At 70.1% G+C, this 14,671-nt stretch carries 10 protein-coding genes; 1 reads left to right on the plus strand and 9 read right to left on the minus strand.

The annotated features are described in order from the left end of the window. Window positions 1-32 precede the first annotated feature (32 nt). From trxB to OO52_RS00730, 6 genes are all read right to left on the minus strand, one after another. On the minus strand, window positions 33-1,001 hold the full coding sequence (trxB, locus tag OO52_RS00705) for a thioredoxin-disulfide reductase (protein ID WP_030640143.1): 969 nt from the start codon (window positions 999-1,001) through the stop codon (window positions 33-35). A gap of 153 nt (window positions 1,002-1,154) precedes the next feature. Then, window positions 1,155-2,096, minus strand: coding sequence for an anti-sigma factor family protein (locus tag OO52_RS52395; protein WP_030640141.1), 942 nt, complete (start codon window positions 2,094-2,096; stop codon window positions 1,155-1,157). Beyond that, window positions 2,093-2,842, minus strand: a complete 750-nt coding sequence (gene sigM / locus OO52_RS00715; protein WP_030640140.1) for an RNA polymerase sigma factor SigM — start codon at window positions 2,840-2,842, stop codon at window positions 2,093-2,095. The genes OO52_RS52395 and sigM overlap by 4 nt, the downstream gene beginning before the upstream one ends. 25 nt (window positions 2,843-2,867) lie before the next feature. Next, on the minus strand, window positions 2,868-4,589 hold the full coding sequence (locus OO52_RS00720; protein ID WP_030640138.1) for a protein kinase family protein: 1,722 nt from the start codon (window positions 4,587-4,589) through the stop codon (window positions 2,868-2,870). 118 nt (window positions 4,590-4,707) lie between these two features. After that, complete coding sequence (gene murJ / locus OO52_RS00725) at window positions 4,708-7,083, minus strand: murein biosynthesis integral membrane protein MurJ (RefSeq protein ID WP_030640136.1); 2,376 nt, start codon at window positions 7,081-7,083, stop codon at window positions 4,708-4,710. Window positions 7,084-7,128: 45 nt separating this feature from the next. Next, window positions 7,129-9,501, minus strand: coding sequence for a DUF6049 family protein (locus OO52_RS00730; protein WP_030640133.1), 2,373 nt, complete (start codon window positions 9,499-9,501; stop codon window positions 7,129-7,131). Between the two features lie 277 nt (window positions 9,502-9,778). Here OO52_RS00730 and OO52_RS00735 point away from each other — a divergent pair, with 277 nt between their 5' ends. Beyond that, window positions 9,779-11,221, plus strand: coding sequence for a CCA tRNA nucleotidyltransferase (locus OO52_RS00735; protein ID WP_030640131.1), 1,443 nt, complete (start codon window positions 9,779-9,781; stop codon window positions 11,219-11,221). 92 nt (window positions 11,222-11,313) lie between these two features. Here the strand turns inward: OO52_RS00735 and OO52_RS00740 are convergent, their stop codons facing one another. The 3 genes from OO52_RS00740 to OO52_RS00750 form a co-directional block, all read right to left on the minus strand. Continuing rightward, window positions 11,314-12,576 carry an MFS transporter gene (locus OO52_RS00740; RefSeq protein ID WP_030640126.1) on the minus strand — a complete coding sequence of 421 codons (1,263 nt, stop codon included), beginning with the start codon at window positions 12,574-12,576 and terminating at the stop codon, window positions 11,314-11,316. A gap of 100 nt (window positions 12,577-12,676) precedes the next feature. Further along, window positions 12,677-13,759, minus strand: a complete 1,083-nt coding sequence (locus OO52_RS00745; RefSeq protein ID WP_030640124.1) for an inositol-3-phosphate synthase — start codon at window positions 13,757-13,759, stop codon at window positions 12,677-12,679. Window positions 13,760-13,802: 43 nt separating this feature from the next. Further along, window positions 13,803-14,486, minus strand: a complete 684-nt coding sequence (locus OO52_RS00750; protein ID WP_030640122.1) for a PadR family transcriptional regulator — start codon at window positions 14,484-14,486, stop codon at window positions 13,803-13,805. Window positions 14,487-14,671: the final 185 nt, after the last annotated feature.

Genomic DNA, 14,671 nt, shown 5'->3' on the forward strand with positions numbered 1-14,671 from the left:
TGGTCGTGCGGTGGGGTGAGGGAGAGGGAAGGTCAGACGGCGGTCTTCTCGGGCTCCGCCTTCTCCTCGTCCGCGAGGGCGGCGAGGAAGCGCTCGGCGTCCAGGGCGGCGGAACAGCCGGTCCCGGCCGCGGTGATCGCCTGGCGGTAGGTGTGGTCCACCACGTCACCGGCGGCGAAGACACCGGTCACGTTGGTGCGGGTGGACGGGGAGTCGACCTTCAGGTAGCCCTCCTCGTCCAGGTCCAGCTGGCCCTTGAACAGCTCGGTGCGCGGGTCGTGGCCGATCGCGATGAACAGGCCCGTCACGGGCAGGTCGGACAGCTCCCCGGTCTTGACGTTGCGCAGCCTCAGGCCGCTGAGCTTCGGGTCGCCCTGGATCTCGGCGACCTCGCTGTCCCAGACGAACTTGATCTTCGGGTCACCGAAGGCCCGCTCCTGCATCGCCTTGGAGGCGCGCAGGGTGTCCCGGCGGTGGACGATCGTCACGGACTTGGCGAACCGCGAGAGGAAGGTGGCCTCCTCCATCGCGGTGTCGCCACCGCCGATGACGGCGATGTCCTGGTCCTTGAAGAAGAACCCGTCACAGGTGGCGCACCAGGAGACGCCACGGCCGGAGAGCGCGTCCTCGTTCGGCAGGCCCAGCTTGCGGTGCTGGGAGCCCGTGGTGACGATGACGGCCTTCGCCCGGTGGACCGTCCCCGCGGTGTCGGTGACGGTCTTGATCTCACCGGTCAGGTCGACGGAGACGACGTCGTCCGGAACCAGCTCGGCACCGAATCGTTCGGCCTGGGCGCGCATGTTGTCCATGAGCTCGGGGCCCATGATGCCGTCGCGGAAACCCGGGAAGTTCTCCACCTCGGTGGTGTTCATCAGCGCACCACCGGCGGTGACGGCGCCTTCGAACACCAGGGGCTTCAGCGACGCACGGGCGGTGTAGAGCGCCGCCGTGTAGCCTGCGGGCCCGGAGCCGATGATGATCACGTTACGGACGTCGCTCACGGCTTGATTCCTCGTCTCTGGTCTGCGTCAGTCGACCGGTGGGAGTCCCTTTCGGGACTCTCACCCCACCCAACGGATCCTACGGGGCCCGCATTCCCGGTGTGTCCCGGCACACGCGCGCCCAGGAACGAGCGAAGAAGTGTTCCAGCCGACTCAGTGACGCGCGACGGACTGCTTCAGCAGAACCTTGCCTGCCGAAGCCGTCTGCTGGTGCACACAGGCCGCGTCGACCACATAGGCGGTGACCCGCTTGGTGTCGTGTGTGTCGGTCACGACGACGAGGTAGGCAGCCTTCCCGGCGTACGTTCCCGTCTTGGCACCCAGGACGTCTGCACCCTGGGTGAGCGCTTGCCGGACACAGTCGGGGACCGGAACCGCGGTCTGGAGCAGGGTGTTGGGACCCTCGGTGGAGCCGGGCGTGTCCGACCCGCCGTCGCCGCCCAGCTTGGGCTTCGCACTGTCCGGCGGCAGATCCTTCTTGGTAATGAGGAGGGCGTGCACCTGGTTCTGCACGCTGTCGCCCGAGAAGGTGTGGGCCGAGGCAGTCGGGGTCCCGTGGGCGGTCGTCTGGTCGCTGCTGTCCCCGAGCGACGTCACGATCAGACCTCCGGCGCCCAGCACCGCGGCGGTGAGGACGGCACCCAGGACGAGCCGGCCACGGCGCCGCCCACGCTGGGGTCCCTTGCGCCCGGGCCCGGTCCCCGCGCGCGGACGCCCCGCGGGGCGGTCGGCGGGGTGATCAGTGGCCGGAACCGTGGAGTGGCCAGCGGGGTGTACGGCGGAGAGGGCAGTGGCAGGCGGTGTTTCACGTGAAACATCGCCTGCGGTGTCTTCGCCGCCCGCGTTCAGTGGTGCCTCGGCCGCCAGGGCGACGGTGATCCGCTCGACCACATCGTCCGGCATGCGCTCCGGCGCCGGCACGGATCCCAGCAGGCCCCGGATCTCCCTCAGCGATGTGTAGACGTCCGCGCACTCTTCGCACGCGTCCAGATGGCGTCGTACGGCGGTGCTGCGGTCCGGCGGGAGGAGGCCCTCGGTGAGGTCGGAGATCTCCGCGACGTCCGGGTGCCCGGCCGTGTCTGTCGTGGAAGTCACGCTCGCCCACCTCCGCCCTTCACTACGGCTGAATCACTCGGTCCCGCGTCCCTGGGATGTCCGCTCGGTGACCCGGTTGCCGGTGGGACGGATGACCCCCGCCTCCGGTTCCGTTCGGGGCCGGTCTCTTTCCCGCCTCCGGCACCGGGCGATCGCCCCTCCGGGGCGCCTTCGGGCCGTAGATGCGTGAGCAGGGGCAGCAGTCTGGCCCTGCCCCGGGCGCACCGGCTCTTCACCGTCCCCGTCGGGACATCGAGGATCCGCGCGGCCTCCGCCACGGGGTAGCCCTGCATGTCCACCAGGACCAGAGCGGCTCGCTGCTCCGGTGGAAGGGTGCCGAGTGCTTCGAGGAGCTGGCGGTGCACGTCCTTTCGCTCGGCCGGCGCCGAGGCGGACTCGTACGGCTCCAGTAGCTGCTCCAGCCGCTCGGTGTCGTCGACCGGAGCCGTTTTCCGCGAGGCCGCCTTACGCGCCCGGTCCAGGCAGGCGTTCACCGTGATCCGGTGCAGCCAGGTCGTGACGGCCGACTGCCCCCGGAAGGTGTGGGCGGCCCGGTAGGCCGACACCAGGGCGTCCTGGACGGCGTCAGCGGCCTCCTCGCGGTCCCCCAGGGTCCGCAGGGCGACCGCCCAGAGCCGGTCCCGGTGGCGCCGCACGATCTCACCGAAGGCCTCGGGGTCGCCTTCCACGTGGCGGGCGAGCAGGTCGCGGTCGCCCACCCCGTCGTATCCGGCGCCGTCCGCCATCTGCCCCTCCGGTCCGGGTGAGACGTCAGCCCGTGAACTTCACTTCGCCGATGGCCTGCTTGTAGCCGGCGCTGGCGTACAGCGTGGAGTCGTACCCCGAGTTGGGCACGGCCGTCAGCCAGACCAGAACGTACTGGGTCTTGACCGGCTTGGTGACCTTCACCGTGGCCGTGGTGCCCGTCGTCGTGACGCTGCCGATCTTCGTCATGGAATCCAGCGAGGCCGGCGACAGCGAGTCCGCGGCGTACAGCTCGACCGTCGTGTGGTCACCGCCGTAGCGGAGGCCGATGGTGGCCGTGCTGAGCTTCTGGGCAGAGCCGAGGTCGTACACGATGCCGACGCCCGGCTTGAACGGCGCGATCGTCGGACCTTCGTTGAAACTCTTGGTCTTCCAGTACGTCGAGGTGTTGCCGTCGTAGGTCTTGGAGACGTTGCCGGGGCTCTGGGCATCGCCCTTGGCGACGAACTCCTGACCGTTCTGGATCTTTATCGGAGTCGGCTTCGGCTTCACGGCGTTCTTGTCGCCGCCGTCCGTCGTCTGGCTCTTGTTGGTGTCGTCCGAATTCCCGCCCCGGTCCATCAGGGCGTCCGCCAGCTGCCAGCTGCCCAGACCCAGGGCCGCGATCAGCAGGGCCGACACCGCCCACTTCAGGGCCTTTCCGGTACGGCTCTGCAGCGGGGGCGGCGGGGGAGCGATCGGCTGCGTGGCCCCCGGGTGCGAGGCCGGGCGGCCGTAGGTGCCCTGCTGGTAGGTCGTGCGCTGGTACTCCGGCGGGGCGGTGAACGCCGGCTCGGGCGGGCGGATGCGCGGCATCTCACCGATCGCCTTCACCAGCTCCTCCGGCGTGGTGCACGGGGACTCGTGACGGGACGCCGTGGCACCGTCGTTGACGAGGGCGCGCATGGCGAGTTCGGACAGGCCGCGGTGCACACCGGCCCGCACCTGGTCCGGAGGGATGAGGCCGATGTCCTTGGGGAGACCGGACAGACCGTAGGCGTCGCTCTCGTAGGGCCAGCGCTGGGTCAGCGCCGCGTACAGCAGGGCGCCGATCGCCTCGGTGTCGGTGCGCTGCGGGGTGTCGGAACTGATGCCCCGCAAGGCGGCGTTCACGGCGAGACCACGGATGCGCCACTGGCCGGTGGAGGCGCGCAGGACGGCGTTCGGGTTCAGCCGCAGATGGGCGAGACCCTCCCGGTGCGCGGCGGCCATGGCGGAGGCGACCTGACTGACCATCTGGTAGGCGTCGTGCGGCTCCAGCGGGCCGCCGGCGAGCAGCGTGGACAGTTCGGTGGCGTCGGGCAGCCACTCGTGGACGACGTAGACGAGGTCGTTCTCCTCGACGGCGTCGAGGACCTGGACGAAGCGCGGGTCGCCGAGGAGGGCTGAGGACCTGGCGGCGGCGAGGACGGAGCGGGCCCGGGCGTGGTCCGCGGGCAGTACGTGGACGCCGACGGCGCGACGGAGTTTCTCGTCGACCGCACGCCAACTGCTGAATCCGTCCAGACGGGTGACGCACTCCTCCAGCCGGTAGCGTCTGGCGAGCTTGTGACCGCTGTGCAACTCCGGAGGCGAGGCCTTCCGTCCGGGACCTTCGGTTCCGCTGCTCCCCTGTGCCTCGTCGCTGTCCGTGTCCCGCTCCGGGTTCTTGGCCACCCCGTCGGCCGTGGACTGGTCCGCCTTGGCGGTCAGCGGTTGCTCACCGCTGTTGTCTGCCACGTCGACGGCAGCCGTGCTCCGTTCCGCCACCGTCGTCCCTGCCTCCCCATCCGTTGCACGCTGTCCGACGCCGAAACCAATTGTGCCCACAGTCCGCCGCTATGCACGACACACAGCGGCGGACGATGGTTGTGCGCCTACCCCCGCCTCAACGCCCCAGACGCCCGCGCACCATTCCGACGAGCGAGTTGAGTTCCTCGATGCGCATCCGGCGGGCGGCGACGAAGAAGACGCCGAACAGGACGACACCACCGGCGAGCAGTGCGGCGAAGGAGCCGACGACGCCCAGGCCGAGGGTGTGCCCGATGCCGTAGCAGGCCGCACCGCTGAGCAGGGCCGCCGGTACCGAGGCGATACCCAGCCGCGCGTACGTGCGCAGCACCCTGGAGCCGTCCAGGTCCCCGCCCAGCCGCTTGCGCAGCCGGCGCCAGGCGACGCCCACCCCGATGGCGTAGGCGAGGCCGTAGGCGGCCGCCATGCCGGCGACGGCCCAGCGCGCCGGCAGCAGGAAGTAGCAGAGGGCCGAGGCGCCGGCGTTGACGACGGCCACGATGACCGTGTTGTAGAAGGGGGTGCGCGTGTCCTCGTAGGCGTAGAAGGCGCGCAGCACGACGTACTGCACGGAGTAGGGGATCAGGCCGAGGGCGAAGGCCATCAGCATGTAGCCCATGTTGGTGGCAGCGCCGGTGCCGGCGGAGCCGAAGATCAGCGTGCACATCGGGATGCCGAGCGAGACGAACCCGAAGGCGATCGGCACGATGGCGACCGCGGTGGTGCGCAGACCCTGGGAGATGTCGTCGCGGACGGCGCCCGCGTCGCCCTCGGCGGCCGAGCGCGAGATGCGCGGCAGCAGGGCGGCCATCAGGGAGACGGTGATGATGGCCTGCGGCAGGCCCCAGATCAGCTGGGCGTTGGCGTAGGCGGCGAAGCCGACGCCCTTGATCCCGGAGTCCTTGCCGGCGGCGGTGGACAGCTGGGTCACGACCATGGCGCCCGCCTGGTTGGCGAGGACGAACAGGACCGTCCACTTGGCGAGCATCGCGGCCTTGCCCAGGCCGTGGCCCTTCCAGTCGAAGCGCAGCCGGACCCGGAAGCCGGTCTCGCGCAGGTAGGGGATCATCGCCAGGGCCTGGACGACCAGGCCGAGCAGCACGCCGACGCCGAGCAGGCGCTGGCCCTCCGGCGGGATGGTGGTGACGTCCATGTGGGAGTTGGCGGCGGTGCCGTAGACCCAGACGAACAGGCCGAGCGTCACGATGATGACGATGTTGTTCAGGACCGGGGTCCACATCATCGCGCCGAACTTGCCCCGCGCGTTGAGGATCTGACCCATCACCACGTGGATGCCCATGAAGAAGATCGAGGGCAGGAAGTAGCGGGTGAAGGTGACCGCGACCTCGTTCGCCGCCGGGTTGCTGGCCACGGGGTTGGCGAGCAGCCGCACCAGGAGAGGCGCGGCGAACATCGCGAGTCCGGTCAGGGCGGCCAGGGCCACCATCACGAGGGTCAGCAGCCGGTTGGCGAAGGCCTCGCCGCCGTCCTCGTCCTCCTTCATGGAGCGCACCAGCTGGGGCACGAACACGGAGTTCAGGCCGCCGCCGACGGTGAGGATGTAGATCATCGTCGGGAGCTGGTAGGCCACCTGGAAGGAGTCGGCGAGGAAGCCGAGGCCCAGCGCCGCGGCGATCAGCGCGGAGCGGACGAAGCCGGTGAGGCGGGAGACCATCGTGCCCGCCGCCATGACCGCACTGGACTTCAGCAGCCCGGCGGCCCGCCCGCCCTTCTTGGCGGGAGCGGCCGTCTCGCCGGCCGTGGTGGCTTCCGGCTCGATGATCCCGGCCGGGCCCGCGGGGGCCGGAGCGGCGGCCGGAGCGGGCACGTGGGACTGCGCCGCGTACCCGGTGGCGGACGGACCGGCCGGGTACCCGGCGCCGGCGTACGGGTGGCCTTGCTGCGAGCCGTGACCGTGCGGCGACGGGTACTGGCCGACGGGGCCGTGCCCCCCGCCCGGCGCCGCGGCGGGCCCCGGAACGGCCGGGGGATCCATGGGCGCGTGGCCGCCGCTGTGCTGCTGGTCCTTGAAGAGGTGCGCGAAGGCGTCCGGCTCGTGGTACTCCTCGCCGGAGTGCGTCACCAGATCGTCCACGCCCACGAACTGGGTGGTGCGCGGATCTTCGCCGTACGGCAGGTACTGGGTCGCTCCGCCCGGCTCCGGCGCCGGGGTCTGCGCCCACACGTTCGGGTCGGGCGCGTAGGGCGACTGGGCGGGCGGGGCGTACAGCGGCTGCTGCTGGTCGTACGTGCCCGGGGGCGGCGGCGGGTGCGCGGCACGGTCGTACAACGCCTCGGCGACCGGGTCCTGGGCGGCCAGGTCCTGCGCCCGGTAGGGGTCCTGCTCGTAGGCGTCCTGGAGATACATGTCCGCCGCGTGCTGCGGCGGCACCTGGCCGGGCTCGGGCGGCGGCTCGGGGTAGCCCGAGCCGGCCGCGCCCTGACCGCGGTCACCGTCGTACGGCGCGTTCATGCTTACCCCACCTCATCGTCCCGGGCCCACCGGCCACGACATCGCTCAACGGTCCACTCTCTCACCCGTCCCGGACGGGTCGGCGCTTTCCGGTGCGGTGTCCGGCGCAGGGTCACTCGGCTGCTCCGGGTCGTCTGCCCGTGAGGTGGAGTCGGACTCCTCCAGGAGACGGTCACCGGGCGCTTCCGGGTTCCCGGGCTCGTCCGTGTCCTCCCCCGCCGTGCCGGGGCCGTCCTCGTCGGTCTGCCGGGCGGCCGCTCGTTTGCGCTGGGTGTACATCCGGAAGCCGGCGAGCACGAGGAGCAGGACACCGCCGCCGATGACCAGCATCACGGTGGGCGTGACCTCGGTGACCTTCACGTCGAAGGTGACGGCGTCACCGTACTCCCGGCCGTCCTCGGTGTAGAGCTGGGCGATGACCGTGACCCGGCCGTTGGCGTTGGCCGAGGTGGTGAACTTCACCGACTGGCTGTGCCCGCCGGAGACCTCCACCGGCTGCTCGTAGTAGGCCTTGCCGCCGATCTTCAGACGGGTCGGCATGGACGAGGTGAGGCGCAGTACCAGGTGGTCCACGGGCTGGACCAGGTTGTTCTGGACGGTCACCGGGATGGTGGCGCTCCGGCCCGAGAGCTTGGTCTCGGACTTGTCGATCAGCTTGACCTGCTCGGTCAGGTCGTCGAGCCAGGCCTCCACGCCGTTGCGATAGCTGTCCGCCTCGCCGTCCCGGCCCCGCCAGGACGTGGACATCTCGCGGTTTATGGCCCGCCCGAACGGCGTGACCACGCGGGACTGGTCGGAGAGGATCACCCGGAAGTTGTCGAGTTTGTCCTGGGTGCGGGCGATCTGCCCGAAGACCTCCCTCGGCAGTTCCTGCCGACGCAGCGAGGAGGGGTAGGCGCGCGTCGACGGGATACGGGTGGTGGCGCCCGGGTCGGGCTTGTCCTTGGCCGCCGCTGAGAGGTCCTGGGACTGGGACCAGGTGCCGCCCTGGAGCGCCTTCAGCGCCGCCGCCATCGCCTGCGCCTGGCTCGCCGTGGGCATGCGCTGGGGGGCGACGACGATGCTGCGCTGCTTGTCCGTCTGCATGTTCAGCGCCAGGCTCTGGGCCAGGAACCGCTGGACGGCGAGCGTGGCCGAGCCCGCCTTGGTGAGGTCGCCCTCGAACGCCGTGGACAACCGGGCGTCGGCGACGACCGCCGTGGTGCCTCCGCCGACCGGGCGGGCGGCGGACGGCGTGTACGGCAGCCCGCCGGTCTCCTGGAGGCTGTCGCTGCGGGCGATCACCCGGTCGGCCCCGGCGGAGGTCGCGACCTTCATGATCGACGGGTCCACGGCGCCGTCGACCGGCCAGGCGAAGTCGGTGCTCGGTGTGACATGGAGCACGGTCTTCACGGTGATCGCGGCGACGTCGGTGGCGTCCTTGAGGTGGCTGAGCGAGCCGGTGACGCTGGTGCCCTTGTGCGCCAGGGAGGCCAGGTCCGGGTCGGCGAACGGCAGGGCGACGACTTCCTTGCCGGCCACCGCCTTCTGCAGGGCCGCCAGCCACTGCTTGGCGACCGCCTGGTGTTCCCGCGGGCCGGGCGTGCTGGTGCCGTCGGCGCCCTGGAGCCGGTAGTTGCCCGCGGCCATCGCGTCGACCGAGGCGAGCAGGTCGGGGTCGATCACCCAGGTGACGTCGAGGTCCTTGCCGAGGTCCACCATCTGGGCCAGCCGGCCGCCGGGGGCCAGCTCCTTGGCCAGCTCGTCGTCGAGGAACTCGGGCGTCTGGAGCTCGCCCGCGCCCGTCTTGGCCGTCATGTGGACCGTGGAGATCAGCGGCCACAGGAACGACGTCTTGGTCTTGGTGTCGGCCTCCGACGGCTGCCACGGCAGGAACGTCCGCTGGATGCCGAGCACCTGGTCCCAGGCCTGGGCGGAGGTCTGGCCGGACAGGGTGACCCCGAACTCGTAGACCCCGTCGTCGCCGAGGTCGAGCTTGTCCACGGGGACGGAGATCGTGAAGTGCTCGGTGACCCCCGGGGCCAGCTTGTCGAACTTCTCCTCGTACTTGTCGCCGACCTCCGTGCCACTGCCGGCCTGTGGTTCGTCGGAGTGTCGGGCGACGGAGTCGATCTCCGAGCGGGTGGTCAGCTCGGGGCCCACCCGCAGACCCACATGGGCGTCGGTGACGGCCTGCTTGCCGTTGTTCGTCACCGTTCCCGACACGGTCAGCGTGTCGCCGTCCGTGGGGGCACTGGGGCTGAGCGAGTCCAGGGAGACGGACACCGAACCGGAGGACGCCGCCTGCGCCGGCCCGGCTGCGGGCAGCTGGAGCAGACCGGCCAGCAGTGGTGCCCCGGCGAGCAGTGTTCCGGCGCGCCGCAGCCACCGGCGGGCAGGTGAGGCACTGGTCCCCTGGAAGTCAGCCGCCTCGGCCACGCGCTCGCCCGTCCCTCGTCGTCGTCAGTGGTCGTCGGAATGTGCGTCCACGCATGGTAACGATGCGCGCTGAGGGGAAGTGCCGCGGTCTCCTCCACAAGATCGAAGGACAACCGTGACCCGTCCCCTATATCCAGTATCGAGGGGAGAGCGGCCGTACGCCGCAAGAGCAGTGCTTGCACGGGTATGCCAGGAGCTGTCCGCACCGCGTCACGGGGACGCCCCTGGTCGTTATGGGGGCGCCCCCGGCCGCGCCGGGCACGTACCCTCTTCTGTTGTGCCGAACCCGAACGAAGACACTCCCTCTGCCCTGAGCCAGGCGCAGCAGCGCGCGGTCGCCGAGCTGCTGCGGGTGGCCCCCGTCGCCGACGACCTCGCCCGCCGATTCCAGGAGGCGGGCTTCTCGCTCGCCCTGGTCGGCGGATCGGTCCGTGACGCGTTGCTCGGCCGGCTCGGCAACGACCTGGACTTCACCACCGACGCCCGCCCCGAGGACGTACTGAAGATCGTCCGGCCCTGGGCGGACGCCGTCTGGGAGGTGGGCATCGCCTTCGGCACGGTCGGTGCGCACAAGGGCGGCTACCAGATCGAGATCACCACCTACCGGTCCGAGGCCTACGACCGCACCTCGCGCAAGCCGGAGGTGTCGTACGGCGACTCCATCGAGGAGGACCTGGTCCGCCGCGACTTCACGGTCAACGCGATGGCCGTGGCGCTGCCGGCGAAGGAGTTCATCGACCCGCACGGCGGACTGGAGGATCTCGCGGCGCGTGTCCTGCGGACGCCGGGTACGCCCGAGGAGTCGTTCTCGGACGATCCCCTGCGCATGATGCGGGCCGCCCGGTTCGCCGCACAGCTGGACTTCGAGGTCGCCCCCGAGGTCGTCACCGCCATGACGGAGATGGCCGGGCGGATCGAGATCGTCTCGGCAGAGCGGGTCCGGGACGAACTCAACAAGCTCATCCTCTCCGCGCACCCGCGCAAGGGGCTGAGCCTGCTCGTCGACACCGGGCTCGCCGGACATGTCCTGCCCGAGCTGCCGGCCCTGCGGCTGGAGAGTGACGAGCACCACCGGCACAAGGACGTCTACGAGCACACGCTGATCGTCCTGGAGCAGGCGATCGCGCTGGAGGAGGACGGCCCGGACCTCACCCTGCGCCTGGCCGCGCTGCTGCATGACATCGGCAAGCCGCGCACCCGCCGCTTCGAGCAGGACGGCCGGGTCTCCTTCCATCACCACGAGGTGGTCGGCGCCAAGATGACCAAGAAGCGCATGACCGCCTTGAAGTACTCCAACGAGCTGGTGAAGGACGTCTCACGGCTGGTCGAACTTCACCTGCGCTTCCACGGCTATGGAACCGGGGAGTGGACGGACTCGGCGGTCCGCCGGTATGTCCGTGACGCGGGCCCGCTGCTGGACCGCCTGCACAAGCTGACCCGTTCCGACTGCACCACGCGCAACAAGCGCAAGGCGGTGGCGCTGTCCCGGGCCTACGACGGCCTGGAGGAGCGCATCGCCCAGCTCCAGGAGCAGGAGGAGCTCGACGCCATCCGCCCCGACCTGGACGGCAACCAGATCATGGAGATCCTGGGGATCGGTCCCGGCCCGGCCGTCGGTACGGCGTACAAGCACATGCTGGAGCTGCGTCTGGAGAACGGTCCGATGGGCCACGACGCGGCGGTGGCAGCGCTCAAGGAATGGTGGGCCGAGCAGGGCTGAATCGGTCCGGGCGATGTTTCACGTGAAACAGCCGTCCGGGACGGAGGCACCGAGGGGCGATGTTTCACGTGAAACATCGCCCCTCGCTCTGTCTACCGGCGTACGAAACGGGTCAGCCCGACGGTGATCAGGCCATAGATGACGGCGACGAGAATCACCAGCACTGCCGAGCGGCCGTCCGGAGGAAGCATCAGGGCTGCCACTCCCGCCGCACCGACGAAGGCGACGTTGAAGAGCACGTCGTACACGGAGAAGACCCGGCCGCGGAAGCCGTCCTCGACGCAGGACTGGACGATGGTGTCCGTGGCGATCTTGGCGCCCTGGGTGATCAGGCCCAGAACGAAGGCCGCGACCATGACCGGTCCGGTGGCGAAGGGCAGGCCCAGGGCGGGTTCCAGCACCATGGCCGCGCCGGAACACACCACGATCCAGCGGATGGGGCCGAGCCGCCCCGCCGCCCACGGCGTCACCACGGCCGCCGCGAAGAATCCCGCACCGGACAGCGCCAGCGCCGCCCCAAGCAGTCGCAGCCCTTCCTCGGGAGTGTCGGCCAGGGCGTAGCGGCAGAGCATGAGCAGCAGAACGAGCAGGGCGCCGTAGCAGAAGCGCATCAGCGTCATCGCGCCCAGGGCCCAGGCAGCTTCCCTGCGTCCGGACGCGGCCAGGTGCCGCATGGCAGCGAGCAGCTCGCGCACCGTCGTGGCGAGCGCCGCCCCGAGGCGGGGTCGGGCCGGGTGCCGGTCTGGGCCGAGCAGGCCGGGCGCCAGACGGAGGGACGCGAGGCTCGCGCACAGGTACAGGAAGGCGCCGAGCAGCACCACCGCCGCGTCGGAATCCGATGCCACGATCCGCACGCCGAAGGCCAGGGCTCCACCGACGGTCGCGGCGAGGGTGCCGGCGGTCGGGGAGAGCGAGTTGGCCAGCACCAGGCGCTCGGTGTCGACGACCCGTGGCAGGGCGGCGGACAGCCCGGCGAGAACGAAGCGGTTGACGGCCGTGACGCACAGCGCCGAGACGTAGAAGAGCCAGTCGGGAGCGTGGCCGAGCATCAGCGTGGCGGTGGCCGCGGCCAGCAGGGCGCGCAGCAGATTGCCGTACGCGAAGACCTGTCGGCGGCGCCAGCGGTCCAGCAGGACACCGGCGAAGGGCCCGACCAGTGAGTAGGGCAGCAGCAGGACCGCCATCGCCGAGGCGATCGCGGCGGCCGACGTCTGCTTCTCCGGGGAGAAGACGACGTACGCGGCGAGTGCGACCTGGTAGACGCCGTCGGCGCCCTGGGACAGGAGACGGACGTACAGCAGGCGCCGGAAGTTCCCCAGGCGCAGCAGGACGCGCAGGTCACGGACGACGGGCATGGATCACACCCTCACACATGCGGAAGGTCCCCGGGTCGCGGGACCCGGGGACCTTCACAGCCCTGGCAGGAGCGTTCTCGTGCGAGCGGCGCCGGGCGCCTTAGCGCTCGACCTCGCCGCGGATGAACTTCTCGACGTTCTCGCGGGCCTCGTCGTCGAAGTACTGGACCGGCGGGGACTTCATGAAGTACGAGGAGGCGGACAGGATCGGGCCACCGATGCCGCGGTCCTTGGCGATCTTCGCGGCGCGCAGGGCGTCGATGATGACACCGGCGGAGTTCGGGGAGTCCCAGACCTCCAGCTTGTACTCCAGGTTCAGCGGGACGTCACCGAAGGCGCGACCCTCCAGGCGGACGTAGGCCCACTTGCGGTCGTCCAGCCAGGCCACGTAGTCGGACGGGCCGATGTGGACGTTCTTCTCGCCGAGGTCCCGGTCGGGGATCTGGGAGGTGACGGCCTGCGTCTTGGAGATCTTCTTGGACTCCAGGCGCTCGCGCTCGAGCATGTTCTTGAAGTCCATGTTGCCGCCGACGTTCAGCTGCATCGTGCGGTCGAGGATGACACCGCGGTCCTCGAACAGCTTCGCCATGACGCGGTGCGTGATGGTGGCGCCGACCTGGGACTTGATGTCGTCACCGACGATCGGCACACCGGCCTCGGTGAACTTGTCCGCCCACTCCTTGGTGCCGGCGATGAAGACCGGGAGGGCGTTGACGAAGGCGACCTTGGCGTCGATGGCGCACTGGGCGTAGAACTTCGCCGCGTCCTCGGAACCGACGGGCAGGTAGCAGACCAGGACGTCGACCTGCTTGTCCTTCAGGATCTGGACGACGTCGACCGGCTCGGCGTCCGACTCCTCGATGGTGGCGCGGTAGTACTTGCCGAGGCCGTCGAGGGTGTGGCCGCGCTGGACGGTGACACCGGTGGTGGGCACGTCGCAGATCTTGATCGTGTTGTTCTCGGAGGCGCCGATGGCGTCCGCGAGGTCAAGGCCGACCTTCTTGGCGTCGACGTCGAACGCGGCGACGAACTCGACGTCGCGCACGTGGTAGTCACCGAACTGCACGTGCATCAGGCCGGGGACCTTGGACGCCGGGTCGGCGTCCTTGTAGTACTCGACTCCCTGCACCAGCGACGCGGCGCAGTTGCCCACGCCGACGATGGCTACGCGAACCGAACCCATTCCGGTTGCTCCCTGTGTGTACGAGTGAGGCCCTGAGTGGGACTCACGTGGCGGTGTCGCCGGGCGTATCCGTCCCGGGGGTGTCCCCGGGACGGGGCAGGCCGCCCGTCGATCCAGTGGTGGTGTCCTGCTGAGCGGACCCCCCGGACGCGGAACCTTTCAGGTCCCGTCCGGCCCGCTCGCTCTCGATGAGCTCGTTCAGCCAGCGCACTTCGCGCTCCACGGACTCCATCCCGTGGCGCTGGAGCTCAAGCGTGTAGTCGTCGAGGCGCTCCCGGGTGCGTGCCAGGGAGGCGCGCATCTTCTCCAGGCGCTCCTCCAGGCGGCTGCGCCGACCCTCCAGGACGCGCATGCGCACATCGCGCGAGGTCTGCCCGAAGAAGGCGAACCGTGCGGCGAAGTGCTCGTCCTCGTACGCGTCGGGGCCGGTCTGCGAGAGCAGTTCCTCGAAGTGCTCCTTGCCTTCCGCGGTCAGCCGGTAAACGATCTTGGCGCGGCGTCCGGCGAGGGGAGCGGCGAGGGCGTCGTCGTGGGTGTTTCCGGATTCCTCGATCAACCAGCCGTTGGCGACCAGCGTCTTGAGGCAGGGGTACAGCGTCCCGTAGCTGAACGCGCGGAACACACCCAGTGACGTGTTGAGTCGTTTGCGCAGCTCGTAGCCGTGCATCGGGGACTCCCGGAGCAGGCCGAGCACGGCGAACTCAAGGATGCCGGAGCGCCGGCTCATCGTCGCCTCCTCCCGGTCCCGCAGGTCCGTCCCGCAGGTCTCGCACCGCCTGGCAGCGTCTTTATCTCGCGCTGATGTATCGACTCGATACATCAGCACGATAGAACGGCCTACCGCACGCGACAAGAGGGACGGTGGTGAACGGGATCACATCACCGTTTCGTTGGAGGCAACTTGCCTGTTTT

This window comes from Streptomyces flaveolus (assembly GCF_000716535.1).
Taxonomy (GTDB): domain Bacteria; phylum Actinomycetota; class Actinomycetes; order Streptomycetales; family Streptomycetaceae; genus Streptomyces; species Streptomyces flaveolus_A.